This is a genomic window from Mucilaginibacter sp. SMC90 (assembly GCF_022811725.1).
Taxonomy (GTDB): Bacteria; Bacteroidota; Bacteroidia; order Sphingobacteriales; family Sphingobacteriaceae; genus Mucilaginibacter.
Map to the genome: position 1 here is coordinate 2,782,212 of NZ_CP094527.1, position 23,898 is coordinate 2,806,109.

The 23,898-nt window shown below is 41.0% G+C and carries 29 protein-coding genes; 14 read left to right on the forward strand and 15 right to left on the reverse strand.

Annotated elements, in window-relative coordinates:
- Window positions 1–70: 70 nt before the first annotated feature.
- The gene (locus MTO98_RS12010; protein WP_243486893.1) at window positions 71–1,573 is read right to left on the reverse strand and encodes an ATP-binding cassette domain-containing protein; all 1,503 of its coding nucleotides are present in this window, start codon (window positions 1,571–1,573) and stop codon (window positions 71–73) included.
- A 757-nt stretch (window positions 1,574–2,330) separates the two neighbouring features.
- Here MTO98_RS12010 and MTO98_RS12015 point away from each other — a divergent pair.
- Both MTO98_RS12015 and MTO98_RS12020 read left to right on the forward strand, forming a co-directional pair.
- Window positions 2,331–2,498, forward strand: a complete 168-nt coding sequence (locus MTO98_RS12015) for a phosphatidate cytidylyltransferase (RefSeq protein ID WP_243486894.1) — start codon at window positions 2,331–2,333, stop codon at window positions 2,496–2,498.
- 82 nt (window positions 2,499–2,580) lie between these two features.
- Window positions 2,581–3,036 carry a PA2169 family four-helix-bundle protein gene (locus MTO98_RS12020; protein WP_243486895.1) on the forward strand — a complete coding sequence of 152 codons (456 nt, stop codon included), beginning with the start codon at window positions 2,581–2,583 and terminating at the stop codon, window positions 3,034–3,036.
- 79 nt (window positions 3,037–3,115) lie between these two features.
- On the opposite strand, the gene MTO98_RS12025 is transcribed toward MTO98_RS12020, so the two are convergent.
- From MTO98_RS12025 to MTO98_RS12035, 3 genes are all read right to left on the reverse strand, one after another.
- Complete coding sequence (locus tag MTO98_RS12025) at window positions 3,116–3,565, reverse strand: hypothetical protein (RefSeq protein ID WP_243486896.1); 450 nt, start codon at window positions 3,563–3,565, stop codon at window positions 3,116–3,118.
- Window positions 3,566–3,674: 109 nt separating this feature from the next.
- On the reverse strand, window positions 3,675–3,884 hold the full coding sequence (locus MTO98_RS12030) for a hypothetical protein (protein ID WP_243486897.1): 210 nt from the start codon (window positions 3,882–3,884) through the stop codon (window positions 3,675–3,677).
- Between the two features lie 177 nt (window positions 3,885–4,061).
- A complete protein-coding gene (locus MTO98_RS12035) occupies window positions 4,062–4,262 on the reverse strand; it encodes a hypothetical protein (RefSeq protein WP_243486898.1) in 201 nt (66 codons plus the stop codon).
- A gap of 330 nt (window positions 4,263–4,592) precedes the next feature.
- Here MTO98_RS12035 and MTO98_RS12040 point away from each other — a divergent pair, with 330 nt between their 5' ends.
- Window positions 4,593–5,162 carry an RNA polymerase sigma factor gene (locus MTO98_RS12040; RefSeq protein WP_243486899.1) on the forward strand — a complete coding sequence of 190 codons (570 nt, stop codon included), beginning with the start codon at window positions 4,593–4,595 and terminating at the stop codon, window positions 5,160–5,162.
- Between the two features lie 12 nt (window positions 5,163–5,174).
- A complete protein-coding gene (locus MTO98_RS12045; RefSeq protein ID WP_243486900.1) occupies window positions 5,175–6,269 on the forward strand; it encodes a S1C family serine protease in 1,095 nt (364 codons plus the stop codon).
- Window positions 6,270–6,461: 192 nt separating this feature from the next.
- On the opposite strand, the gene MTO98_RS12050 is transcribed toward MTO98_RS12045, so the two are convergent.
- The 4 genes from MTO98_RS12050 to pdxH form a co-directional block, all read right to left on the reverse strand.
- On the reverse strand, window positions 6,462–7,586 hold the full coding sequence (locus tag MTO98_RS12050; protein ID WP_243487926.1) for an NADH-quinone oxidoreductase subunit D: 1,125 nt from the start codon (window positions 7,584–7,586) through the stop codon (window positions 6,462–6,464).
- Window positions 7,587–7,790: 204 nt separating this feature from the next.
- On the reverse strand, window positions 7,791–8,639 hold the full coding sequence (locus tag MTO98_RS12055) for a cupin-like domain-containing protein (protein ID WP_243486901.1): 849 nt from the start codon (window positions 8,637–8,639) through the stop codon (window positions 7,791–7,793).
- A gap of 121 nt (window positions 8,640–8,760) precedes the next feature.
- On the reverse strand, window positions 8,761–9,258 hold the full coding sequence (locus MTO98_RS12060) for an NADH-quinone oxidoreductase subunit C (protein WP_243486902.1): 498 nt from the start codon (window positions 9,256–9,258) through the stop codon (window positions 8,761–8,763).
- Complete coding sequence (pdxH, locus tag MTO98_RS12065; RefSeq protein ID WP_243486903.1) at window positions 9,255–9,902, reverse strand: pyridoxamine 5'-phosphate oxidase; 648 nt, start codon at window positions 9,900–9,902, stop codon at window positions 9,255–9,257. Before pdxH ends, MTO98_RS12060 begins: the two co-directional genes overlap by 4 nt.
- 108 nt (window positions 9,903–10,010) lie before the next feature.
- On the opposite strand from pdxH, the gene MTO98_RS12070 reads away from it, so the two are divergent.
- Window positions 10,011–10,574, forward strand: coding sequence for a YqgE/AlgH family protein (locus tag MTO98_RS12070; protein WP_243486904.1), 564 nt, complete (start codon window positions 10,011–10,013; stop codon window positions 10,572–10,574).
- Between the two features lie 135 nt (window positions 10,575–10,709).
- Here MTO98_RS12070 and purE read toward each other — a convergent pair whose 3' ends face one another.
- From purE to MTO98_RS12085, 3 genes are all read right to left on the reverse strand, one after another.
- Complete coding sequence (gene purE / locus MTO98_RS12075; protein ID WP_243486905.1) at window positions 10,710–11,207, reverse strand: 5-(carboxyamino)imidazole ribonucleotide mutase; 498 nt, start codon at window positions 11,205–11,207, stop codon at window positions 10,710–10,712.
- A gap of 110 nt (window positions 11,208–11,317) precedes the next feature.
- Window positions 11,318–12,457 carry a 5-(carboxyamino)imidazole ribonucleotide synthase gene (locus MTO98_RS12080; protein WP_243486906.1) on the reverse strand — a complete coding sequence of 380 codons (1,140 nt, stop codon included), beginning with the start codon at window positions 12,455–12,457 and terminating at the stop codon, window positions 11,318–11,320.
- A gap of 65 nt (window positions 12,458–12,522) precedes the next feature.
- Window positions 12,523–12,912: a hypothetical protein gene (locus MTO98_RS12085; RefSeq protein ID WP_243486907.1), complete on the reverse strand. Its 390-nt coding sequence runs from the start codon at window positions 12,910–12,912 to the stop codon at window positions 12,523–12,525.
- A gap of 304 nt (window positions 12,913–13,216) precedes the next feature.
- On the opposite strand from MTO98_RS12085, the gene MTO98_RS12090 reads away from it, so the two are divergent.
- Window positions 13,217–14,197 (forward strand): glycosyltransferase family 2 protein, encoded by a 981-nt coding sequence (locus MTO98_RS12090; RefSeq protein WP_243486908.1) that lies wholly within the window; start codon window positions 13,217–13,219, stop codon window positions 14,195–14,197.
- 177 nt (window positions 14,198–14,374) lie between these two features.
- On the opposite strand, the gene MTO98_RS12095 is transcribed toward MTO98_RS12090, so the two are convergent.
- Window positions 14,375–15,589, reverse strand: coding sequence for an NAD(P)/FAD-dependent oxidoreductase (locus MTO98_RS12095; RefSeq protein WP_243486909.1), 1,215 nt, complete (start codon window positions 15,587–15,589; stop codon window positions 14,375–14,377).
- Here MTO98_RS12095 and MTO98_RS12100 point away from each other — a divergent pair.
- From MTO98_RS12100 to MTO98_RS12125, 6 genes are all read left to right on the forward strand, one after another.
- Complete coding sequence (locus MTO98_RS12100; RefSeq protein WP_243486910.1) at window positions 15,588–16,217, forward strand: NADH-quinone oxidoreductase subunit A; 630 nt, start codon at window positions 15,588–15,590, stop codon at window positions 16,215–16,217. The two genes, MTO98_RS12095 and MTO98_RS12100, sit on opposite strands and share 2 nt — an antisense overlap.
- The gene (locus MTO98_RS12105) at window positions 16,210–16,692 is read left to right on the forward strand and encodes an NADH-quinone oxidoreductase subunit B (RefSeq protein WP_121227190.1); all 483 of its coding nucleotides are present in this window, start codon (window positions 16,210–16,212) and stop codon (window positions 16,690–16,692) included. Before MTO98_RS12100 ends, MTO98_RS12105 begins: the two co-directional genes overlap by 8 nt.
- Window positions 16,693–16,720: 28 nt before the next feature.
- On the forward strand, window positions 16,721–17,173 hold the full coding sequence (locus MTO98_RS12110; protein WP_243486911.1) for a hypothetical protein: 453 nt from the start codon (window positions 16,721–16,723) through the stop codon (window positions 17,171–17,173).
- 47 nt (window positions 17,174–17,220) lie between these two features.
- Window positions 17,221–18,129, forward strand: a complete 909-nt coding sequence (locus MTO98_RS12115) for an alpha/beta hydrolase (RefSeq protein ID WP_243486912.1) — start codon at window positions 17,221–17,223, stop codon at window positions 18,127–18,129.
- A gap of 126 nt (window positions 18,130–18,255) precedes the next feature.
- Complete coding sequence (locus MTO98_RS12120; protein ID WP_243486913.1) at window positions 18,256–18,735, forward strand: hypothetical protein; 480 nt, start codon at window positions 18,256–18,258, stop codon at window positions 18,733–18,735.
- A gap of 7 nt (window positions 18,736–18,742) precedes the next feature.
- Complete coding sequence (locus tag MTO98_RS12125; RefSeq protein ID WP_243486914.1) at window positions 18,743–19,312, forward strand: GNAT family N-acetyltransferase; 570 nt, start codon at window positions 18,743–18,745, stop codon at window positions 19,310–19,312.
- 46 nt (window positions 19,313–19,358) lie between these two features.
- On the opposite strand, the gene MTO98_RS12130 is transcribed toward MTO98_RS12125, so the two are convergent.
- The 3 genes from MTO98_RS12130 to MTO98_RS12140 form a co-directional block, all read right to left on the reverse strand.
- A complete protein-coding gene (locus tag MTO98_RS12130) occupies window positions 19,359–19,946 on the reverse strand; it encodes a fasciclin domain-containing protein (protein ID WP_243486915.1) in 588 nt (195 codons plus the stop codon).
- 305 nt (window positions 19,947–20,251) lie between these two features.
- Window positions 20,252–20,932: a hypothetical protein gene (locus tag MTO98_RS12135; RefSeq protein WP_243486916.1), complete on the reverse strand. Its 681-nt coding sequence runs from the start codon at window positions 20,930–20,932 to the stop codon at window positions 20,252–20,254.
- 61 nt (window positions 20,933–20,993) lie between these two features.
- Window positions 20,994–21,617, reverse strand: coding sequence for a hypothetical protein (locus MTO98_RS12140; RefSeq protein ID WP_243486917.1), 624 nt, complete (start codon window positions 21,615–21,617; stop codon window positions 20,994–20,996).
- A 41-nt stretch (window positions 21,618–21,658) separates the two neighbouring features.
- On the opposite strand from MTO98_RS12140, the gene MTO98_RS12145 reads away from it, so the two are divergent.
- Together MTO98_RS12145 and MTO98_RS12150 are read left to right on the forward strand one after the other, a co-directional pair.
- Complete coding sequence (locus MTO98_RS12145) at window positions 21,659–22,675, forward strand: low specificity L-threonine aldolase (RefSeq protein WP_243486918.1); 1,017 nt, start codon at window positions 21,659–21,661, stop codon at window positions 22,673–22,675.
- 599 nt (window positions 22,676–23,274) lie between these two features.
- Window positions 23,275–23,862 (forward strand): RNA polymerase sigma factor, encoded by a 588-nt coding sequence (locus MTO98_RS12150; RefSeq protein WP_243486919.1) that lies wholly within the window; start codon window positions 23,275–23,277, stop codon window positions 23,860–23,862.
- Window positions 23,863–23,898 lie beyond the last annotated feature (36 nt).

Below are 23,898 nucleotides of genomic sequence, written 5' to 3' on the forward strand. Positions count from 1 at the left end.
AAAGCCCAATGCTTATCATTCCCTGAGCTATCAGCTTTTTGCCTTTAGCTTTAAGCTTTCGGCTTTCAGGTCAAGAAACCACCTTCCCTTTATCCAGCCTCAAAACCTTATCAACACTGTTAGGGATTTCATGCTGATAGTGAGTTACATAAATGAGGGTAACATTACCGAGGCTGCAAATGGTATCAACCAGGTTTTTAAAGTGGAGTTGCTGATGATCATCCATGCCCTGGCAGGGTTCGTCAAAAATTAATAACGCCGGGTTTTTGATAAGGGCCCGGGCCAGCAGGCAGAGGCGCTGTGCACTTGCCGGGATATTTTTGAGTAATACGCGTGCATACTTTTCAATTTCCAAAGCCTTCATCCATCTTAATGCAACTTCCGCACGTTCTTTATTACTGAGCCTGAACAGCCCAAGGGTGTCATAATAACCAGATTCGATCACCTGCAAGCAACTGTTATCGGTGGGGAAGTACTGGTGCAGTTCGGGAGATACAAAGCCGATCTTCTTTTTGATATCCCAGATGCTTTCGCCGGTGCCGCGTTTTTTATCAAATAAAATAATGTTATTAGCATAAGCCTGCGGGTTATCGCCATTGATCAGGCTTAGCAAAGTTGATTTTCCGGCACCGTTTGGCCCCAGTAAAGCCCAATGCTCACCGGGCTTGATCTGCCAGTTTACATTATTCAAAATTATCTTATCGCCATATTGAATATGTACCTCCTCCATTTTTACAATTTGTGCATAAGCAGCAGGGTTCTTATCAATATTGAGTAACGCACTTAGTTCGCCTGTGTCAATGGTGTCGGTATTATCTATCTGAAATAATTCGGGCTTAAAATCCTGTTTGGCACTTTGGTGCACAATAGCCCCCTTACTTAACACGGCTATATGTGTTATAGCCGCCGGTATTTCATGAACCGAGGTGGCCATAATAACATTAATGCCCGAAGCTGTGATCTGTTCAATGATATCATTAAATTCTTCACGGGTTCTTACATCGAGGCCGGTTAAAGGACTATCGAGCATGAGCAATAAGGGGTTTTTAAGTAGTGCCGCAGCCAGCATAAGGCGTTTGGTTTCGCCGTTTGACAATTTGATGATCTGTTTATTTAACAGTGCATCAAGCCTTAATAACGAAACTACTTTTTCAAATGTCCATGATGCATCGGCACCCAAAAATTTAGGTACAGTATTAAGATAATCCACTACAGAAAGCGCGTCTTCCGAGTCGGACGAGTTATAGCGTTGCTGGTAATAAAAATCAGTGGTGTTTGAAAGATTACGGAAATGATGTTTGGGTTCAACCAGGGCTATGAGCTTATGCGGCGTAGCTATATCATTAGCGTTAAAAAAGCGGGCATAATCATTCCAGAAATGGTAATTGATTTCGCCTCCGGTAACATTGAAACGCCCTGCTATGGTTTGTAGCAAGGCGCTTTTTCCTGATCCGCTTTCACCGATAAGGGCCCAGCTTTCGCCTTTATTTATATTGAAGCTTAAGCCGGTAAATAATGTTGTATTTAAGAAACGTACAGTTGCTTTATTTATTGATAGAAGTGCATTTGTCATAGCTTAACAAGTAGAGTAGCGCGTAAATGTACTCATCTGGGTTAAAGCCATGAAATTTTTTATGGATTTATATATTAACCATCCTCCCAACAGTTTTAAGCTGTACGCTTTAATGTATCGGCTGAAGCCGGCACTTCGTTTATTTTTTTATTAAGCCGGTTCCAGGTTTCAAAGTCGACTGTAAGTGATTTTACCAAATTTTTACAGCTTTTGTTAGGACACGTTAACACCCAATATTTTTTTTGCTGCTCAACATGTGGCCTTCTGCCGCATTTGATACAGTTTTCACATTGAATGTTGGGTTGTACCTGTATTATCATAATTAGTGGAAATAAATTGTTAATAATATTTTATAAAAACACATCCTCTTACAGCAGGCAGAGGATTTATAACCGTCAATAAATTCTTGATATTTTTTGTGGTTTATAATGTTGCTATATTAACACCTGCCATCGGTATTTGTTTTTTCAGGCAACGGTTATTTATAAAATATTTAAAACCGCATTACCGCTTAATAAACAACTATTGATCTTTTAGAGCCTATTCAAAGTCTTAGCCTGTGGTGCAGGCTGTTTACCGGCAACAATACAATAATTGTATACATCTGCATACAATAGCTGCTTTAAAAATCCGTGTGTTACAAACAGATGCCCGCCTGGGGGGCTATTGTTAAAAAGGCCTGATTATTGCATTCGGGTTAACACAATTAATGACCGGAATAAACCATCATTAAACTTTATCTATTTAAACATCAGTCATGAAAAACTTACATTTTTTACTATTTGCGTTTGTGCTGTTTACATTAAGCAGTTGCTCGGTTATAACCGGTATATTTAAAGCTGGTGCCATTGCAGGTATCATTGCGGTTATTGTGGTAATCGCCGTTATCATCTGGATCATTTCGCTTTTTCGTGGAAAGAATTAATTTCTTTTTGAGATATTTTTTATATAATTAATTAAACAATTTGACTTTTGAAAGGTTGATTATTATATAAAAACATCTAATCATGGAAAATACACAAGCAACCGTACAAATTTTGAATGATCTGATACAGATCAACAACGACAGGATTGAGGGCTATCAACGTGCTTCAAAAGATTTAAAAGAAGATGATGCCGATTTAAAATCGCTTTTCACAAGGCTTATTGGGCAAAGTCAGGGCTATAAACTTGCTTTGGGTACCGAGGTTAGTGCTTTTGGAAAAGATATCGAAACCGGTACAACTACAAGCGGCAAAATACACAGGGTTTGGCTTGATGTTAAAGCAGCTTTTACTGGGCATGATACCCATAACGTACTTGAGGAATGTGAGTTTGGTGAAGATGCTATTTTAAAAGCATACCGGACAGCACTTGAGGATGAGAATTTGCCGGCCTACCTGCGGGAAACCATCAGCCAGCAGGAAAGTGAATTACTTGATGCTCATGATGAGGTTAAAGCACTGCGTGATAGTGTTCATTAAACTATTGGACATTTATTATTGGGTTAACAGGAGGGAGCAGTTTTATAACTGCTCCTTTTTTGTTATCAAACTATAATGTTTAGTTTACTGGCTGAGTGCTTATGTTAACGTCTTTTACCTGCCAGCTATTTTTTTCCGCCCAGTCACCATTGGTGTATTGCATTTTAACTTCCCAGGCCGATTGCACCATCTTGCCGCTTTCGTTTTCAACTTTCACCGTTGATTGCACCTGGTAGCTGCTGGTTGTGGTGTCGATATCGGATTTAAATGCATTTTCCGGAAACACCGCTTTTTCGGGCTGTTTCAGTTTATCCTTTACAAATTGTTTGGCCATGGCAAAAGCTTCCTTTGGTGTTGGCTTGCGGTTAAGATGCACCGTGCTGTTTTTACTTATGCCCATTACTACAATAATAAATGTTATTGCAAAAGCTATAGCAAAAAGGGTAGCGGTACGGATGTGGGGATGACGGTGCCAGCGGATGTTTTTACGCTCGTCGGCACTGAGGGCTTTCCATTCAGAATATTTCATATTTTATTGCTTAACACATTAAGCAATACCGGCAGAAATTGTTTGAAAAGTATTGGGCAAAAAAAATGCCCCGGAAAACCAGGGCATTTTTTTAACATAAAAAGTTAAATTACTTTTTAGTAGTGTCTTTTTTAGTAGTGTCAGCAACAGCAGCTTTAGAAGTATCAGCTTTAGAAGTGTCAGCTTTAGTAGTGTCAGCAGCCATTTTAGAAGTATCAGCTTTAGAAGTATCAGAACCTGAAGCTGAAGAAGAACCTTTACAAGCAGCGAAAGAAACAGCGATAGCTAAAGCTAAAAAGCCTAATTTGAAGTTTTTCATTTCTTAAATTTTTTAATAAGTGATTTAATAGTTTACACCTTAATACCAGAAATAAAAAAAGGTAACCCATAATTTTAAAAAAAAATTACAAGTCACCTTTTTTATTGATGGATAACTAAAAAATCAATAGAAAAAAATTAAAAATGATATTTAACTGCTTCCTATTATATGGGATAATTATTTTTTAGTAGTGTCTGCTTTAGTAGTATCAGCTTTAGTAGTATCAGTAGAAACTTTAGTTGTATCAGTAACAACTTTAGTTGAATCAACTACAGTTTTAGTAGTATCTTCACCACCTTTTTTAGCATCACCGTTACAAGCTGAAAAAGAAGCTGCAAGAACTAAAGCTACGAAACCTAATTTGAATGAATTTTTCATTTTTTGAAGTTTTAAAATGTTAATGTTTTGTGATCGTTTGATAGTTAATACAGGTTATTGAAAAAGGTAACCCATAAAAATTAACTAATTGTAAATTCTTAGGATTATTAGTTTAATATGACTGTTTCTGCAAGCGGTTTTTTTATTGCAGATTTGCCTGCATAGTTTTTAACATAGGGTTACCTTGTTTGCCTGCGGGTATTAAATATTAAACTAAAGCATTACACAATTGTTACAGGCGAGGAAATGTAATGCCAATGTTATTAATTTATTTTAGTTTGATTTTTTTTGATAATAGTGGGTTACAATTTGGCCTAAATAGTATTAAGAGTGAATAAAGACTTAAAAGCTTCGGCTCCAACAGATAGTGAGATAGTTCTTGGGATACTTAATAATTCGGAAATAGTGCTGAAAAGGCTCTATACAACCTATTTTCCGATGATATTACAGTTGATCATCAACAACAATGGCGATGAAGATGATGCCAAAGATATTTACCAGGAAGCCATTATAGTTCTTTATAATAAGATTAAAGGCGGGGATTTTGAGCTTAACAGTAAGCTTAAAACATATATATACTCGGTTTGCAGGCGGCTTTGGCTCAAAAGGCTAAGTCAAATGAACAGGTACGGCGGTGATATCAGGGATTTTGAAGAACACCTGCCCGTTGAAGAAGAGGTTGAAAGCCATAGTGACAGGGATATCCAATTTGGTAAAATGGAGAGTGCTCTCCAGCAATTAGGGGAACCTTGTAAAACTATTATGGAAGATTTTTATATCAAAAACAGATCGATGCAGGAGATCTGCGAACGTTTTGGCTATACCAATGCAGATAATGCTAAAACGCAAAAGTATAAATGCCTGCAAAGGCTGAAGAAATTATTTTTTCAGCAAAAATAAGGAGATCAAGAGATGAGTGATAACCAGCTTACGGAATTTATTGAACGGTACTTTGACGGCAGCATGACCGCCGAAGAACGCGTTCAATTTGAATTGCTTCGCAAAAATGATGCGGCGGTTGAAAGTAAAGTTACCGAACACGTTAAGTTTATAGGCTTATTGAAGCAATATGGTGAAAAGCTTGAGCTTGAAAGGCGTTTAAACGATATTCACAGTGAGATTGATGTTCATGCGCTGAAGGAAGAGGTGATGATCCACCCGGTATGGATTGTGCGTATGTGGCGTAATCATCATTCAAAAATATCGGTTGCGGCTTCAATCGCCATTTTTGGTGTTTTGACTATCTTAATTCTTACTGGTAAGTTAAGTAGCGATAAATCGAAATACGAACAGCTGGTAAACAAGGTAAGCAACGTGGAGAAAGCCGTAGCCCAGATAGGTCATGGTAGTATCGCCGTAAAACCTAAGATAGTGAAGAGCCCTCCGGCTAATTTCAGAGGAACGGGTTTTGCCTTAACATCAAATGGTTATTTAGTTACCGATTACCACGTAATTAAAAACGCCGATTCGGTTTATGTGCAGAATGCAGCTGGCGAATCGTTCCACGCTAAAGTAATTTATACCGAACCTCAATATGATCTGGCTATATTACAGATCAACGATTCAACTTTTAAGAATCTCGGCCCTGTACCTTATAACCTGAAAAAAGCTGAAAGTGATTTGGGTGAGAACGTTTACACCTGGGGATATCCCGGCGATAATGTAGTATTTAGCGCAGGCTCGCTGTCATCTGCAGCCGGCTACTCAAACGATACCACCGAATATCAGGTATCACTACCTGTAAACCCAGGTAACAGCGGTGGCCCTTTGCTTGATGAAAAAGGTAATGTTATAGGCATTATTACAGCAAGGCAAACACAAATGGCAGGTGCTTCTTTCGCAAAGAAATCAGCATATCTGCTGAAAACTATTCAGAATATTCCAACAGATTCATTATCGAAAACACTGAACCTGAATAATAAAAATATGCTCGCCGGTTTAAGCCGCAAACAGCAGCTTAAAAAGCTTAAAAACTACGTGTTCATGGTTAAGGTATATAACCAGTAATCAATAGCCCACTCAATAAAAATTAATATATTAAAATGAGAAGAGACGCCGTGAGGTGTCTCTTTCTTGTTTAGCGATATTTTTTTGCAACCCGTCATTGCGAGGCACGAAGCAATCCCCGATTTACAGAGCCGTTCTATATAGTTCGCGATTGCTTCGTGCCTCGCAATGACGGGATGGAGATATTGGTTTTTACCTATCCACCTCACCCAAAACAAAGTCGATAGAGCCTACTATAGCTATCAGATCAGCAATTAATACGCCTTTTGATAGTTCGGGCAATACCGAAAGGTTATTAAAGCTTGGGCCGCGGGATTTTACGCGGGTTGGGATCTCAGATTTACCATCTGTCGTAAAATAAAAACCAAGCTCGCCTTTGGCACCTTCACAACGTACGTAGTAATCCTGCGCCTTGGGAATAGTTTTGCGTGGCATTTTAGCTCGCGGATCAAAATCGGGCATGCGTTTCAGCTCTTTTTGCAAACGGTCAAGGCATTGTTCAACTATTCTTAATGATTGCTCAATCTCATCAACACGTACCTTATACCTGTCCCAGCAGTCGCCAACTTTACCCATGAGGCCCGTACCAACCGGAATTTCAAAATCAATTTCAGGGTAAGCCGAATAATTATCGATACGGCGCAAGTCCCATTTTAAACCTGATGCACGTAACATTGGCCCTGAGCAGCCATAGTTTATAGCTACATCAAGCGGTAAAACACCCACATTGGCCGTGCGCGAAATAAATACCTGGTTATCGGTAAGCAACTGGTTAAGTTCAACCATTTTAGGTTTAAAGTATTCCACGAAATCGCGGCAGCGTTCCTCAAAACCAACCGGAAGGTCATAAAACAAACCGCCCACCCAAATGTAATTGTATAACATGCGCGAGCCCGAAGCCCATTCCAACATGCCCATAATATGTTCCCTGTCCCTGAAACACCAAAGGAAGGGGGTAAAGGCACCTATATCAATGCCGTAAGTACCAATAGCTATGAGGTGCGATGCTATGCGGTTAAGCTCGCAAACCAGCACGCGGATATATTCTACACGTTTAGGGATATCTTTATCAATGCCCATCATCCTTTCAACACCCATTACAAAGGCATGGCTGTTATTCATGGAAGCCAGGTAATCCAGCCTGTCGGTAAAAGGAATGGTTTGCTGATAGGTTAATGATTCGGCATGTTTTTCAAAGCAGCGGTGCAGGTAACCGATATGAGGAATAACATCTTTTACTATTTCGCCATCGGTGATCAGTTCAAGGCGTAAAACACCATGGGTTGAGGGGTGCTGCGGGCCGACATTAAGGATCATATCCTCAACGCTGGCATCGGCAATTTTTTTGTTATACCTAAGTAGGGCTTCTTCGTATTTAGGGTTTGTAATGACCAATTTTATATCCTGTTAAATTAGTATCCGGCCGGATTGTTTGAGATACACGGCCGGATACCAAAAATCAGCTTTTTTTTTCATTTATCAGGATATTTGTCCTGTAAAAATGAAGTAAAAACAAAGCGGTTATTTAACTGTGGATTTGTCTGCCATTTTGCTTAGCTGAGTGGCTACCCAGGCGTAGCCGTACATGGCAATTGCTTTTGCCTTGCTGTCACGGCTTTTGAAGGTCCAAACATCCTTCATAAATTCCTTATGGTTTTTATTATTCAGTGTATCAAATGCAACTGATATGGTAGGGGTTAATGAATACGCCGAATGCCAGGTGCCAAAAGGAATGAACAATGTTTCGCCCGGGCCTACAACAAAATGTATTGGGGTAGCATCTTTGTATTTCGGATATTTTTCATAATCAGGTTCAAAAATATTCAATTCTGAACGCCAGGGATCATCTGGTCGCGGATAAAGCATATCTTCCTGTCCGCGCGGGAACACGGTAAAGCGTTTTTCGCCATAAAGCTGTGTTATCCAGGCGTTAAGGTGATAATAATCAATGTGCATGTAAGGAAACCTGCCACCGGGACCGCCAACAAACATTTCAATAGCGCCACCCCATTTACCGATATTGAACATTTTATTACGCAGCCAGTTTGGCGACGCGTAATTCAGGTCAAGCGGATCCAAAAGCGGCATCAACTCGGGAATGGTTGACGGGATATCGAAAATCATAGGATAGGGGGCCGGCTTATCTTCAGTGCTGGCCTCAACCATATCCATAACCTGTTTCATGGTGTAAGTAGTGCCCCTGACGTCGGTTTTACGGTCGGGATAATTTTCACGAAACCAATCGGGAGTGAAGAGGCCATTGGCTTTCCAAACCTTAGCAGCTTTGGTGAAAACCAGCGGAATGCCGGGTTTATAATGCTCCTCAATAAACTCCTCGTAAGTGATGTTATCTCTCCTTATAATATCCATGGTTTAATAAATAGGGTTTACAATCTTACTAAAAAGATTTGTTTAAACTATGGGTATTATACGATAAGGAAAGTAAATAGTTAGGCCCGCCAAACAAAAGTATTTGTCGCAAGGCAAGAGGTTAATCTATCCTGATCCCTTTGTAAAATTCGGCGTTCTGGTAGTCTTTTCTCAAAGGGAAGCCTTCCCAGTCGTCGGGCAATAAGATCCGGCGAAGATCGGGGTGGCCATCAAAGTAGATGCCTAACAAATCGTAGGCTTCGCGTTCATGCCAGTCGGCTGTGCGGTAAACGGAGGTTATACTTTTAAATTCGGGCAGTTCGGCACTTTCTTTCTGATGGGGCTTGCTTATCTTTAAAGTAAGCTGAGTTTTGTATGGGATGGAAGCCAAATGGTAAACCACTCCAAAACGGTTTGCATCGTCATTGTAATGCATGCCGCTCAGGCTCGACAGGAAATCGAAATAAGTTTTAGGATTGTTGCGTAACTCCATGCATACGGCTGTAATATCATCCGGGTTAATGATCAGAGCGGGTTGCAGGCCGCTAGTTTCTTCGCCGGTAATTACAGCATCACCAAATTTTTCGGTGAGCAATTGTTTAATATCATCAAAACTCATGGTGCAAGGCGTACTTTTTTCCAGGTTTTTTTATCAGTTTTTTTGTACAGAATACGGTCGTGCATGCGGCTTGGTCTTCCTTGCCAAAATTCAACCAGTTGCGGGTTTAAGATGTAGCCACCCCAATAAGATGGTTTAGGCACTTCTTTATCGGCATATTCTGCTTCCAGTTCGTTCCATTTTTGCTCCAGTATTTCGCGGCTTTCAATTTCCTGGCTTTGTGGCGATACTACTGCACCAACCTGGCTGCCTTTAGGGCGCGAGTGGAAATATTTTTCAGAATCTTCCTTGCTTACCTTTTCAATAGTACCTTCAATACGTACCTGGCGCTCCAGGCCTCCCCAAAAAAAGGTTAATGCACCTTGCGGATTTTTGGCTATCTCTTTGCCTTTGCGGCTTAAGTAGTTGGTGAAGAATATAAAACCGCCTGTATGGAAGCCTTTTAAAAGTACAATGCGAGCCGAAGGCTTGCCGTTTATGGTGGCTGTTGAAAGCGTCATTGCATTGGGTTCATGCAATTTTGCCTCCAAAGCTTCGTTAAACCATTGTTCAAACTGTTTAATAGGATCACCCTTGGTGCTGTTTTCTGACAGCGTAGATGCGCTGTAATCCTGCCTTAAATTTTGTATTTCCTGCTGATTCATTTTAATGCAAACTTACAAATTAATTAAGCCGTATATAATGATGTAAATCATTATTCATAATTGAACATATTTTTGCTATGCTTGTTATGTATTTAAACGCTAAACTTTATGCTTAGTCCAATAGCGGCCGCGGCAGGCCATTTACTTATTTCGGAACCTTTTATGATGGATCCGAATTTTAAGAGATCGGTAATAATTTTAACAGAATACTCTGAGGAAGGTGCTATGGGCTTTATTCTGAACCATCAAAGCGAATATTTATTGGGCGATGTGCTACCTGATGTTTCTTATTCGGAGATGCCTGTTTATGAGGGAGGCCCCGTAGCAAAAAATACATTACACTTTATTCATTGTGCTCCTGATAAAATAGAAGGGGGAATTGAAATAGCCGATGGCCTGTATTGGGGAGGTGATTTTGAACAAGTTAAATACCTGGTATCCAATTACCAGTTAAGCACCGAAGAAATTAAATTTTTTGCCGGATACTCTGGTTGGACGCCAAAACAACTTGATGAAGAAATAAAAGACGATAGCTGGATAGTGACCAACAAGTTTGATGTAGAAACATTATTTACCCTTGACGAGCAAAATCTATGGCGACAGGTAGTGATCAGTCTTGGCCAACGCTACGCCCACATTGCTAATTTTCCGGAAAATCCGGCGTTGAATTAGTGTGAGAGATTAAAGGTTGGAGATTAGTGATTAGACTATAATATTTAGAAATGAGAAAAGGCCGTAGTAAACTATGGCCTTTTCTCATTTCTAATTTGTATAAGCTTGAGCTAACTAATCTCTAATCTCCAACCTCTAATCACTATCCTCCATTTCCCTTGCCGATTCTTCAACTTTCTTTTTAAGGTTTTCTTTGAAGTCGATGAGGTTTTTAACAAGGTATTCATCTCCGGTTGATAGGATCTGAGCGGCAAGGATCCCTGCGTTTTTGGCTGCATTTAAAGCAACTGTTGCAACCGGGATACCGTTTGGCATTTGCAATATGGATAGGATGGAATCCCAGCCATCGATAGAGTTACTTGACTTTACAGGTACGCCAATCACCGGCAAGTGCGTTAATGAGGCTACCATGCCCGGCAAATGTGCTGCACCACCGGCACCAGCAATGATTACCTTTATACCACGATCAGCAGCGGCGCGTGCATAGCTGAACATGCGATCAGGTGTGCGGTGGGCCGATACTACGGTTATTTCGTATTCAACGCCTAATTCGGCTAAAACATCGGCAGCATCCTGCATTACATTCAGATCGGATTTGCTGCCCATTATAATGGCGACTTTTGTAGTACTCATGGTTTTATTTTATAAGCGTCATTGCGAGGTACGAAGCAATCCCTGATTAGCAGGTTCGCTCTCGTTTGCGATTGCTTCGTACCTCGCAATGACGCGTGGTTATCTTTGTGTTAACTTATTACTTTTAACGTTTTCTGCACAAAACGTGCTTTTTCAATAGCTTTCTCCCTGTCTGCATCTACAATAGTAACGTGCCCCATTTTCCTGAAAGGTTTAGTTAGCGCTTTACCATAAAGGTGAATGTACACTCCCGGCACTTTCAATACCTTTTCGATACCCTGGTAAATAGCGGGGCCTTCGTAACCGGCTTCACCTAAAACGTTTACCATAATGGCATTGTTTAGGCAGGCAGTATCGCCCAATGGCTGATTAAATATCGCCCTTAGATGCTGTTCAAACTGTGACACTACGTTGCCCTCAATGGTTTGGTGGCCGCTGTTATGCGGGCGCGGGGCAAGTTCATTCACCAGGATGCGGCCTTGCTTATCTAAAAACATTTCGACAGCCAGTAAACCTACAATTTTAAGACTCTCAGCAATTTTCTTGGCTATCTGTTCTGCCTTTTGCTGTACGGCGAATGGGAGGGTAGATGGGGCTATCAAAAATTCAACAAGGTTGGCTTTGGGGTTAAACTCCATTTCAACCATTGGGAAAGTGCTAACCTCGCCGTTTTCGTTACGGGCAACAATTATCGCAATCTCTTTTTCAAAATCGATCCATTGCTCAATAAGGCTCGGTTCTTTAAAAGCACCGGCAAGGTAACTTTCGTCAATAACTTTATATACGCCTTTACCGTCATAGCCATCCTTACGCAGTTTTTGAATATAAGGGAAAGGGATCAGGCTTTGTTGAAGCTGCTGTGGCGAAGATATGATCTGGAAATCGGCTGTAGGGATATCGTTTTCTTTAAAAAACTGCTTTTGAAGGCCTTTATCCTGGATCAAGCGGATAATGCGCGATTGCGGATAAACCAGTACACCCTCTTTTTCGAGCTGTTCAAGGGCATCAACGTTAACCTTCTCTATTTCAATAGTTAGCAGGTCGACAGTTTTGCCGAAGTTATATACCGTTTCGTAATCGCCCAATGAACCTACAGTAAACTCATCACAAAGTTTACGGCATGGCGCTTCCCTGTCGGGATCAAGTATTTTAACAGTAACGTTATAGTTTATGGCTTGCTGTATCAGCATGCGGCCTAACTGCCCGCCGCCTAAAATACCCAGTTTTAAATCTCCGTAAAATGCTTTCATATTTGAAGATGCAAGTTTAGCCTAAATCTTTCAAAAAGCCTATAAATGCTTTAAACAACAATAGCTTAACGACGTTTTTTGGTCATCAGGTAATAAAACACACTGTGTACTACTATAAAACTGATGGCTGTAATGAAGTAAACAGCTTTATTTTCGGGGCTCAATTGCAGGCGAAAAGCAGTAATAGTAAATACAATGGAACCTGCATAATACAGCACCAGCCTAATAGACAAATTGTTGTAATACGCAGGGTTAACCAGAAACAAGGCAGGGAGCGACATTACAAAAATGATAATGTTAAGAAACGCTACTCCTTCAGATATAGAAGGCAATATCGCCTTCAGATCTTCGCCTACGCCTTTATGCTGAAGTGCATAATAGATACAGCTTGCTACTATGGATATGATTACAGAAAAAAGAAAAGTTTTGAAAAGTTGCCTGGCGAGTGCCTTCATAGTGATATTTTATTGATATGGGTTGCCGCTGATTGCGGTGTATTAACATCATGCAAAGAAACGCAACTGCCGGCAAAATGCGTTAATCCCAATGTCACAAATTGACAGTACGTAAATCTGTTAATCTCGGAGAGCAATGTCTTGAATGAGGGAGATCGCTTTTAACCACATGTAGATTAAAAACAATAAATGAAAAATTTTCACACTAATTTTTGCGTATTAATCGAATTGAATCAATTTAAGATTCGTGTAATTCGATTAATTGTAGAGAGCTTGCAAGGCATTTGTGTAGAAATTCTTCAGCATGAGATTAGTAAAACAGATCGAATTATTTAAACGCGATTCCCTGTGTCTTGAATCTTGTATCCTGATTCTTGTTTCTCTTATTATCTTTACGCCGCTTATGAAAGTATCCGGTTTTACCTTTATCAGGAACGCAGTACGTAACGATTATCCAATTGTTGAGGCTATTACATCGATATTACCGCTTTGCGATGAGTTTATTGTAGTGGTGGGCAATTCGGATGATGGCACCCGTGGACTGATCGAGGCTATCAACTCGCCAATTATCAAAATTATTGACTCGGTTTGGGATGAGTCATTGCGGGAGGGTGGAAAGGTTTTCGCCGCCGAAACTGATAAGGCATTTGAAGCCATATCGCCTGATGCCGACTGGTGTTTCTATATCCAGGGCGATGAAGCGGTACATGAAAAATATCACCCGCTCATCAAAAAGGAAATGCAGGATGCCTTAAATAAACCTAACATTGAGGGATTACTTTTTAAATACTTGCATTTTTATGGCTCGTATGATTATTACGGACATTCAAGGCGCTGGTATCGTCGGGAGATTCGTTTACTGAAGAATATTAAAGGAATCCATTCCTATCGCGATGCGCAAGGTTTCAGGCTTGACGACCGCAAAATAAATGTAAAGCTCATCGACGCTTATATCTATCATTACGGCTGGGCAAAACCGCCGCAAGGGTTAACCAGTAAGGTGCGTAACTTTAATAAGTTTTATCACGACGAAACCTGGTTTGCCGAACACCTGCCCGAAACTTATGAATTTGATTACGGCAATGCAGATCGCCTGATCCATTTTACCGGCACTCACCCAGCACCTATGCAAAAACGCATAGCCGCCACCAACTGGAATGTCGATTTCGACTCAAAAAAGTTAAGGGCAGGTATGGACTTCCGCCGCAAAGCATTGCAAAAGATAGAAGACGTTACTGGCTGGCGCGTTGGTGAGTATAAGAATTATAAGATAGTGGAGCGGTAACATCTTATTGAGCCGACAAGATTTTGTCATTCTGAGCGATAGCGAAGAATCTTCTTCGACATGCAGAACCGTTATACAGGGCGAAGAAGATGCTTCGTACCTCAGCATGACAAGGGGCAAATGAAACGGGAGGCAGGCGATAATCAACGAAATCAACGTAATCAAAAAAATCGACGGTCATATGTTCTGCGCAATAACAAAACCGCTTGCCCAGGCCCATTGAAAATTATAGCCGCCAAGCCAGCCGGTAACATCCACGCATTCACCTCCAAAAAATAGTCCGGGTACCTTCTTAGCTTCCAGTGTTTTGGATGAGAGTTCATCGGTAGCTACACCGCCGCGCATTACTTCGGCTTTGTCATAACCTTTATCGCCGGCAGGTTTAACTTTAAAATCATGAATGAGTGCGCTAATGCTTTCTATTTCGGCTTTAGTGAGCGACGCCATGTTTTTTTCAGAAGGGAGTTTATCACTTAAAGCTTCGGCAAATTTGCGGGTATATAAGGATGCTATATAGGCCAGCAGCATTTTTTTACCGTTGGTTTCTTTTTCCTGTTGAATAAGGTCGGCAATGTTTTGATTGGGGAGCAGATCGATATTGATGGTTTCGCCGGGCTTCCAGTAAGAGGAAATCTGTAATATGGCTGGTCCGCTGAGGCCCCAGTGGGTAAACAGGATATTTTCTTCAAAACTGGCCTTGTCATTCCAAACACGGCAAAAAATGCTGTTACCTGATAGTTGCTCGTACCAGGGCTGGTCTTTGCCGGTAATGGTGAGCGGCACCAGGGCAGGGGCGGTATCGGCAACTTTTAAACCGAAATTGCGGGCCGTTCGCAAACCAAAATCAGTAGCGCCCATTTTGGGGATGGGTAAACCTCCTGCTGCCATTACTACACTGGTGGCGCTTACGTACTCCTGTTTGCCGTTAACTTCGGCGCGTACTGTAAAGCCATCGTCAGTTTTTTCAACTATTTTAACCTCGGCATTAACCCAGATCTCCTGCCCAAGATCATCGCACAGGTTTGTGAAAACCTCAACCACATCTTTAGCTTTATCACTTACCGGGAAAAGCTGACCTAACGTTTTTTCCTTGCCGGTGATGCCGTAGGTTTCAAAAAAGCTGATGGTATCATCAACCGTCCACTGCGAAAAGGCTGATTTACAGAAATGTGGGTTTTGCGAAATAAACTGCTGATCGGTAGCGTAAAGATTGGTGTAGTTACAACGACCACCGCCGCTGATGAGGATCTTGGCACCAACGCGGTCGTTTTTTTCAAGCACCAGTACACGCTTGCCTAAAAAGCCGGCCTGTACGGCGCACATGAGGCCGCATGCGCCTCCGCCAATTATTATAGCGTCAAAATCTGTTTGTTTTACTAAATTTGTACTCATGACGGATGTTTCGCAAATATCAGAATTTGGAAAGATACTCATCTTTATTATTACGGGGATAATAATGGTGTGTGTGATATTTTTTATCAACAGACTTTTAGCACCCAATAATCCCAATGCCGAAAAATTAAGCTCGTACGAATGCGGCGAAGAACCAACCGGTAATGCCTGGTTGCCCTTTAACCCGCGCTTTTATGTTATAGCACTGGTTTTCCTGCTGTTTGATGTGGAGATGGTTTTTATTTTTCCATGGGCAACGGTGTTTGGCAGCCATGAAATTGCTGCGCAGGATGCGCGCTGGGGCTGGCTTTCACTTGCCGAGATGTTTGTGTTTTTGGGCATCCTGATTATAGGTTTAATATACGTTTGGCGCAAAGGCGACCTTGACTGGATAAAACCTACTCCAGTTGTACCGCATACCGATGTGCATATCCCCTCATCGCTTTACGAACAATTAAACCAGGAACAAGGCCGCTTCACGGTAAAGGCTTTTAATGCTGATACTATAACAGCAACTGCAACTGCAACTGCTGCTGCCACTGCGACTACTACTGCTGCTCCTCCAACAGTTGAGCCCGCCCGCAAACCTATGTTTAAACCAACCTTTAAAAAGCCTGCAAATGAGTAACGATATAACAAGCGAAAATGGTGGTGTAGTGATAACCAAGATGAACGATCTGCTCAATTGGGCCCGGTTATCATCGTTGTGGCCGCTTAGTTTTGGTATAGCCTGCTGCGCTATTGAAATGATGGGCTCCATGGCTTCCACCTATGACCTCGACCGCTTTGGTGTTTTCCCACGTCCGTCTGCCCGTCAGGCCGATGTGATCATTATTGCCGGTACAGTTACCTTTAAAATGGCCGAACGTATTAAACGTCTGTATGAGCAAATGCCTGATCCTAAATATGTGATCTCGATGGGTTCATGCTCCAACTGTGGCGGCCCGTACTGGCAGCATGGCTATCATGTTGTAAAAGGCGTTGACAGAGTGATCCCGGTTGATGTATATGTGCAGGGTTGCCCGCCGCGCCCCGAAGCGCTTATAGGAGCTATTTTAGAATTACAGAAGAAGATTGAAGGGGAGCAATTGATTAAAGCTTAATCCCCGATATTTACCTTATTTAATCCTTATGAAAGTCCTGCTCGTTCTCATCATAAGTTTTATACTTACGGTTGTTATTTCGCGTCTCTTTGTTGATGAATGGAATATCATATTAAGTGGCAACATAGCCATGATGCTGATGCTTTGGTTTGCATCATTAGGGCATTTTATGTTTACCAAAGGCATGGTCATGATGATGCCTGCATTTATTCCATTTAAAGGCGCTTTGGTTTACTTAACAGGAGTGATGGAAATTATACTTGGGCCGTTACTTATCATCAATTCCACAAGGCATATTGCAGGGATCATTTTACTTATCATGTTTGTAGTAATGCTGCCTGTTAATATAAATGCTGCTATTAAGCGTGTAAATTTTGAAAAGGCTACTTATGATGGTAGCGGTAAAAGCTATCTGTGGTTTCGTATTCCTTTACAATTGTGGTTTATAGCCTGGGTATCGTATTTTTCGGTAGGGATTTAGTTGTTGGGTTTTACAGATATACGTTATCTTTAAGCAATTAACCAATTATGAAAAAGATTACCCAAAACCTGCTGATCGTCCTGATCAGTGCTTTATCTGTATCAATCCATGCACAAACATCGAGTCCTAAACAACCGTTTTTTCCGAAGGGGACTATATTGTATGGTGATATAAACTATGCAGGTGATACTTTAAAAAAGCACCTGCTGGATATCTACCTGCCGCCAACGGCAAAAGATAGCTACCCCGTTATAATCTGGATTCACGGCGGTGCCTGGATGCTGAACGATAAATATGCCGATATGGGTTACATGCAGAAAACCGTGCAGGGCTTTATCGATAATGGTTATGCCGTGGCTTCTATTGATTATCGCTGGAGTACTACCGCACCGTTTCCGGCACAAATTCAGGATTGTAACCAGGCCATTGAGTTTCTGTATCAAAACGCTTCAAAATATAAGCTTAACAGGGATAAGTTTGGGGTAATTGGCTTTTCTGCCGGAGGGCACCTGGCATCGTTACTGGCTTTATCTAATAATAACGATATCAAACAATTTTACCCGGAAGGGCGTAAACCTCATTTTAAAATCAAGCTCGCGCTTGATTTTTATGGCCCGTCAAACTTTCTGTCACTTAAAGGCACCGATGTTAATGACCCCAAAAGCCCGGTTAACCTGTTGCTTGGTGCGTACGCTATCGATAGGCCCGATCTGGCCAATATAGCCAGCCCGGTTACCTATGTGGATAAAAACGATCCGCCATTCCTGATTGTTCAGGGCGAAAAAGATGAATCTGTAAATTATACCCAATCGGTATTGCTAAGCTCATACTTGAAACTTGCAGGAGTTAAAAATGAGCTTATCATCGTACCCAACGCGCCGCATTACGGAGTGATGTTTGATGCCGAAGAGATTAGGAAAAGGGTGTTTTATTTTATGGATGAATATCTGAAGTGATAATCACGCTGCAGAGACTCATTATAGTTAAGTTTTATCAATCACGTTACGCAGGTAAAAAATATGTTTCATACGCAGTTTATCGAAACATAAAAGCATAAATTTATCCCCTTATAATTTCTGCCCATGCTAACAAAAGTGAACCCGAAGAAGAAAAGTAAACTTGTCAATATCCTGTTCGCTGGGTTTATAACCGGCACGCTTGATGGCCTTGCAGCTTTGCTCGTGAATTACAAAGTTAATCCGGGTGTTATTTTTAAATTTATTGCCAGTGGGGCTTTCGGTCCGGCCGCATTTGCAGGTGGTGCCGAAATTATAATTGCCGGAGTCATTTTTCACTACGTTATTGCGTTTTTATTTAGCGCAGTATTTTTTCTGCTTTATCCATTCTTTTATAATGGTTTGCGTAATAAATATTTTGTTGCGGTTATTTACGGAATGGCAGCCTGGCTTATTATGAATTTAGGTGTTGTGCCATTAAGTAAAATAACCATGAAGCCAGGATATCATATCCCTGTGAGTACTATCCTGGTTGGGATGTTGACACTGGTAATTTGTATAGGTTTACCTGTTGTGTTTATTGCTGACAGGGAAAATAAGAAATAACATAGCTATGAACTCACTTGAAGCATCAGCGCTTATTACCAAACGCCTGAATTTACGCCAGTTGCTTGAAGCAGATGCTCCACAAATTTTGGCCCTCCGTTCCAATGCCGAAGTGAACAAATATCTTGATCGGGCCAGTGATACTACCATTGATGAAGCCCGCTCATTTATTAAAAAAATAGAAGGTATCGTAAGCAGGGGCGAAGGCTTTTATTGGGCTATAACCCTGAAGAATGATCATAAACTCATCGGAACCATCTGTTATTGGAATTTTGAATCAGCCGATAAAAAGGCAGAGATAGGCTATGAGCTTTATCCTGATTACCATGGGCAGGGCTTTATGCAGGAAGCTATTTCTGCTGTTTTAGCCTTTGGTTTTAATGACCAACATTTTGAATTGGTAACCGCATGCCCAAAAGAAGGAAACCAAAGTTCGGTAAAGTTATTAAAGAAGATAGGCTTTTCGCTCTCCGGAGATTTTACGGATGATAACACCCGGAGCAAATATTTTGATTTCAGACTGGCCAAATCCGAGTATTTAAAAAGGCTTGCAATAAATGAAAAACCCGGCCAGTAAAGCCGGGTTTTTCATGGATTTAAAATTTAAACAAAATGATTTGTGATTAAGGTGTCATGATACCATTAACGCCGTGTATAACACCGTTACTCGCCTCAGTGTCAAACGATGTTACTAACACTGCAACGCCTTTAGCGTCAACGATCTGCAAATTGCTTTTATCGTTTACAGATAAATGCAATGTTTGCCCGTCGATGGTTTTCAGATCGGCTTTGCCTTTACCGGCACCTAAAGCCTTAATGATATCGGCTTTGGTATATTTACCCGCTACTACGTGATATTTCAATATAGGGGCAAATTTGGCCGGATCTTTCATCAGGGCATCAAACTGCGCTTTTGGCAATTTGCTAAAGGCTACATCATTTGGTGCAAATATGGTGAATGGGCCGGGTGCCTGCAAAGTTGGCTCAAGCTGAGCTGATTTTATTGCAAGTGCCATTGGCGCGTAATTGGTTGAAGTTGCCATAACGCCAACCACATCACCTGATGCGGCAGCTGTTGATGGAGTTGTTGCAGGAGCGGCAGTTGTTTTAGCAGTGTCCTTTTTGGTTGTATCCTGTGTTTGAGCTATTGCCTGGTTTGATAAAAAACCAACGGCTATTGAAGCAACGGCTATTAAAACTGACTTTTTCATGTTCATCTTTCTTTCTGTTTTTGTTAGTGAATTAAAATGTAATGAGTAGTCGTCTGTATCGATATATTTAATTAAAAGTTATTTATTTAGTTAATTACTATAGTTTGATAACTTGTAATTACGTTAAATGGTTTTTATTTTGTTAACATTTGTGGTTAAACACGTGATGTTCAGGGGAGAAAAAAGACCTTGGGACGTGGGGTTTAAGCTATGAGAAAAGGCTGTTGCCACCGGATCGAACAAAAAAAAGCTGCCGACCCTGGGTACTCCAGGCCGGCAGCTTTTTATAGCAAAACAATCAATATTTATTGCCTTGCTTTTTGCAACTCGTTGAACTTTGCAATGAGCTTATCAATACTTTTAATATTGAATTTATGTTCATGGATCTGATCAACCAGATCTGGTTCATCGCCCATAATGTCACTCATAATGTCTTCAAAATTTTCGTCGGTGAGGCGTTTCATACCTGCGGTATTTTCGCCATAATAGTAGGTTGTTTTTGAACTACCGCCGCCCCTGCCGCCGCCAAGGTTGATACCTATGCCTCCGCCAATTCCTCCACCGTATCCACCTGAGCCATACCCTGCTGCTATCCCGGGTGTAATGCCAAAGCCGCTGCCACCACCGCCTTTGCCTCCCTTGGCCATAAATAACTTCACGGGCTCATCAAGTACCACTTTTACAAAGTCTGTTTCTTCCTTGGTCCACGATTCGTTTGCCGGAGCATGTGCTACAACAAAACTATCCTGCCCAACAACAAACGATTTTAAATCGCTGGCGCTTAGTTTGTATGGATTGTTTTTTTCATTTTCTTTAAACTCAATGAAGCCTTCACCTTTTATTGGCCCTTTTCCCGAAGGATTAGTGCGGATAAGCCCAGTTTCGCGGTTGCCCTTTACATCGGTAAAACTACCTGGTTGCCATTTTTGCGAATAAGCTGTTCCGAAACACAGCACGAAGAATAATATGATTGAAATTGAACGCATAATAAGTTTCAAGTACTGATACAAAGAACGCAAATTTTGACTTTTTAATATCCCTGCCTGCTTACTTTAAGTTTTTGGGCAATTCGCCGGTTTTGTAATATTTAACAAGGTCATTAATGTGTTTATAATCAAATGTTTTATCGGTTATTCGGGCAATAACTTCGGGCTTATCGGCCATTATTTTTGATAGCATCTCCACAAAATTATCTTTAGTGATATGGGTTATGTTTTCCGCATCAGGGCCTGCATAAAAAGTATAATAGTTTAAATCACTACCACTTTTAAAATATGTTGGCATACCATTAAAGCTCCCTGCATATCTGTTGCTTGTATATGGCAGGTAATAATAGAGTTTTTCTGCATTATTGATTGCCACTTTAATGATAGGATTGCGTCCAAATCCCTTTGCTTTGGTTATCATAAATGTGTCGGCCTCCATGGTAAAGCACTTCATCCATTCGGTTGATATGTAAACAAAATCAGCATCCTTGTTTTCTTTGTAGGAAATACAACCACCTTTGTCAAACATATCCTGATCGGCGAGGGTCCAGCTGATCAAACCGGTGCGGGTGCGGTTTGCAGTATCGGTAAAAGAACCTGGCACCCATTTATCAAATCGTTTACTTTGGGCCTTTGTAGTAAGGGTAACACTTAAAATACATAATAACAGAAAAATAGTACGCATAAGATTTAGATATTTGAGCCTAAAATATAAAGAAATATTAAATGCAACTCACTGTTGATTTACGAAGCGATACTGTAACCAAACCAACGCCCGGCATGCTCGAAGCGATGTGGAGCGCTAAAGTAGGGGATGATGTTTTTGGCGAAGACGAAACTATAAATGCCCTTGAAGCCAAGGCTGCTGCCATGTTTGGCATGGAGGCCGGCATATTTTGCCCCTCAGGTACTATGACCAATCAAATTGCCATTAAGTGCTTTACGCAACCGCTTGATGAACTCATTTCCGATCAAACTGCGCATGTTTACCGCTATGAGGGCGGGGGGATAGCCTTTAACTCGGCGGTGTCTACCCGGTTGCTGAACGGCTACCGTGGTATCCTTACACCGGAGTTGATAGAGCCCGAAATCAATGCCGAAAACATCCATTACCCGCATACCAGTTTGGTTGTTTTAGAAAACACAGTTAACAAAGGCGGCGGCAGCTGCTACACGCTCGATCATATTAAACCCATTGCCGGCCTTTGCCAGGAAAAAGGTTTGAAACTTCATCTTGACGGGGCCAGGATTTTTAATGCACTTGCACATACCGGCGATGCCGCGGTTAACTATGGTAAATATTTTAACGGCATTTCGGTTTGTTTATCAAAGGGTTTGGGAGCACCTGTAGGTTCAGTTTTATTAGCTGATAAAGAAACAATCAAATATGCGCGCCGCATTCGTAAGGTATTGGGTGGCGGCATGCGTCAGGCTGGGTTTTTAGCTGCCGCAGGTATTTATGCGCTTGATCACCATATCGAGCGCCTTGCGATTGATCATGCCCATGCGCGTATTTTAGGTGAGGAGCTGGGGAGTTTATCATGGGTGGGCAATGTGATCCCGGTTGAAACTAATATAGTTTTGTTTGATACTGTGGAACCGGCTTCTGCCATACTTGCCAAACTTGCTGAAAAAGGCATCAAAGCCAGCGACACAGGTAAAAACCGGATCCGTTTTGTGACTCACCTGGATGTACATGCCGAACAGATTGAGTACACAGTAGGGGTATTGAAAGGATTATAAGTTTCTCCGAAGATCTCTATCGCAAAAGTTTAAAATAGAATAGGCCGGGGCCTTCATTTCAAAATACCGTCTGTGTATTTTGAATGAAGGCTTTTGTTTTTTACAGCTAAAACAGTTACGTCAATATCTAAGCATTGTCAATTAAAAGTTTTTTATAAGATGCCTGATCTTACCTGATAATAGAAATGAAGAATAGAATGAGCTTTAATTTTTAATATTCATATGGCCTCCCGGCAAACTACAGAAGGTAATATTGAACTGGCTCAAACCTCCTGTAGCTAAAACGTATTGAATTATAAATATTTAGGGGAGGTAATTGTACTGTAAAATGGGCCGAAAACAAAGGTGAACAGGGGGGAGGCCGATTATAAACAAGAGAAAAAACGGGTTAGTTTGGATGGATTGGCAACCCTCATTGTACTGATGATACTTTATTTAAATACATGCCTAATAGTTAAACAACCTTAAGGAATAGGCCCTTGCCGTATTTTTGAAACATTCCAATTTCTTTATAGTTATATGTTGGTTTCATCGATATAAATATTAATGCTGCAAATACTGCGATTTTTATAATATTTGCAACAACCATACATTAGCCTATGTTTGAATTTACTCAATCAATTGAGAAGGAACTGCTTATGCAAGTAGCTCAGGGTAATGAGTTTGCTTTCCGGCAGCTATTTTCAGCTTATCATCAGCGTTTAGGCGTTCATATTTTGCGTATAACACAATCTGTTGAACTGGCCGAAGAGGTTGTTCAGGACGTTTTTATAAAGATCTGGATGACCCGCGAAACGCTTACCGGGGTTGATAATTTCAAGGCTTACCTGTTTGTAATTTCAAAAAACCATGCTTTAAACTGTTTGCGGAAAGTTGCCCGGGAACAAGTTCAACTCAAAAAGCTGGAAGAAACCCGAATTGTACCTTTTGTTGCAGAGGTGCAGGAAACAGATCATTATTATAATTTGATTGATGAGGCTATTGACCGGTTGCCACCACAGCAGCAAAAGGTTTATCTTATGAGCCGCCATAACCGCCTTAAATATCATGAAATTGCCGATGAATTGGAGCTATCCCGCGAAACTGTAAAAAAGTATCTGCAAATAGCCACTACTGCAATAAAAGACTATGTGCATGAGCACATGGAAGTTATAGTACTGGCAATAGTACTGATTCACTTTTTTTAATTTTTTTTTAAAAGCAATACCCCCTTTTTTAATCTA

What these genes read in the sequence shown, in the direction of transcription:
- MTO98_RS12010 (WP_243486893.1), bottom strand. Translation starts at nt 1,573, where the DNA reads ATGACAAATGCACTTCTATCAATAAATAAAGCAACTGTACGTTTCTTA.
- MTO98_RS12015 (WP_243486894.1), top strand. Translation starts at nt 2,331, where the DNA reads ATGAAAAACTTACATTTTTTACTATTTGCGTTTGTGCTGTTTACATTA.
- MTO98_RS12020 (WP_243486895.1), top strand. Translation starts at nt 2,581, where the DNA reads ATGGAAAATACACAAGCAACCGTACAAATTTTGAATGATCTGATACAG.
- MTO98_RS12025 (WP_243486896.1), bottom strand. Translation starts at nt 3,565, where the DNA reads ATGAAATATTCTGAATGGAAAGCCCTCAGTGCCGACGAGCGTAAAAAC.
- MTO98_RS12030 (WP_243486897.1), bottom strand. Translation starts at nt 3,884, where the DNA reads ATGAAAAACTTCAAATTAGGCTTTTTAGCTTTAGCTATCGCTGTTTCT.
- MTO98_RS12035 (WP_243486898.1), bottom strand. Translation starts at nt 4,262, where the DNA reads ATGAAAAATTCATTCAAATTAGGTTTCGTAGCTTTAGTTCTTGCAGCT.
- MTO98_RS12045 (WP_243486900.1), top strand. Translation starts at nt 5,175, where the DNA reads ATGAGTGATAACCAGCTTACGGAATTTATTGAACGGTACTTTGACGGC.
- MTO98_RS12050 (WP_243487926.1), bottom strand. Translation starts at nt 7,586, where the DNA reads ATGATCCTTAATGTCGGCCCGCAGCACCCCTCAACCCATGGTGTTTTA.
- MTO98_RS12055 (WP_243486901.1), bottom strand. Translation starts at nt 8,639, where the DNA reads ATGGATATTATAAGGAGAGATAACATCACTTACGAGGAGTTTATTGAG.
- MTO98_RS12060 (WP_243486902.1), bottom strand. Translation starts at nt 9,258, where the DNA reads ATGAGTTTTGATGATATTAAACAATTGCTCACCGAAAAATTTGGTGAT.
- pdxH (WP_243486903.1), bottom strand. Translation starts at nt 9,902, where the DNA reads ATGAATCAGCAGGAAATACAAAATTTAAGGCAGGATTACAGCGCATCT.
- MTO98_RS12070 (WP_243486904.1), top strand. Translation starts at nt 10,011, where the DNA reads ATGCTTAGTCCAATAGCGGCCGCGGCAGGCCATTTACTTATTTCGGAA.
- purE (WP_243486905.1), bottom strand. Translation starts at nt 11,207, where the DNA reads ATGAGTACTACAAAAGTCGCCATTATAATGGGCAGCAAATCCGATCTG.
- MTO98_RS12080 (WP_243486906.1), bottom strand. Translation starts at nt 12,457, where the DNA reads ATGAAAGCATTTTACGGAGATTTAAAACTGGGTATTTTAGGCGGCGGG.
- MTO98_RS12085 (WP_243486907.1), bottom strand. Translation starts at nt 12,912, where the DNA reads ATGAAGGCACTCGCCAGGCAACTTTTCAAAACTTTTCTTTTTTCTGTA.
- MTO98_RS12090 (WP_243486908.1), top strand. Translation starts at nt 13,217, where the DNA reads ATGAGATTAGTAAAACAGATCGAATTATTTAAACGCGATTCCCTGTGT.
- MTO98_RS12100 (WP_243486910.1), top strand. Translation starts at nt 15,588, where the DNA reads ATGACGGATGTTTCGCAAATATCAGAATTTGGAAAGATACTCATCTTT.
- MTO98_RS12095 (WP_243486909.1), bottom strand. Translation starts at nt 15,589, where the DNA reads ATGAGTACAAATTTAGTAAAACAAACAGATTTTGACGCTATAATAATT.
- MTO98_RS12105 (WP_121227190.1), top strand. Translation starts at nt 16,210, where the DNA reads ATGAGTAACGATATAACAAGCGAAAATGGTGGTGTAGTGATAACCAAG.
- MTO98_RS12110 (WP_243486911.1), top strand. Translation starts at nt 16,721, where the DNA reads ATGAAAGTCCTGCTCGTTCTCATCATAAGTTTTATACTTACGGTTGTT.
- MTO98_RS12115 (WP_243486912.1), top strand. Translation starts at nt 17,221, where the DNA reads ATGAAAAAGATTACCCAAAACCTGCTGATCGTCCTGATCAGTGCTTTA.
- MTO98_RS12120 (WP_243486913.1), top strand. Translation starts at nt 18,256, where the DNA reads ATGCTAACAAAAGTGAACCCGAAGAAGAAAAGTAAACTTGTCAATATC.
- MTO98_RS12125 (WP_243486914.1), top strand. Translation starts at nt 18,743, where the DNA reads ATGAACTCACTTGAAGCATCAGCGCTTATTACCAAACGCCTGAATTTA.
- MTO98_RS12130 (WP_243486915.1), bottom strand. Translation starts at nt 19,946, where the DNA reads ATGAAAAAGTCAGTTTTAATAGCCGTTGCTTCAATAGCCGTTGGTTTT.
- MTO98_RS12135 (WP_243486916.1), bottom strand. Translation starts at nt 20,932, where the DNA reads ATGCGTTCAATTTCAATCATATTATTCTTCGTGCTGTGTTTCGGAACA.
- MTO98_RS12140 (WP_243486917.1), bottom strand. Translation starts at nt 21,617, where the DNA reads ATGCGTACTATTTTTCTGTTATTATGTATTTTAAGTGTTACCCTTACT.
- MTO98_RS12145 (WP_243486918.1), top strand. Translation starts at nt 21,659, where the DNA reads ATGCAACTCACTGTTGATTTACGAAGCGATACTGTAACCAAACCAACG.
- MTO98_RS12150 (WP_243486919.1), top strand. Translation starts at nt 23,275, where the DNA reads ATGTTTGAATTTACTCAATCAATTGAGAAGGAACTGCTTATGCAAGTA.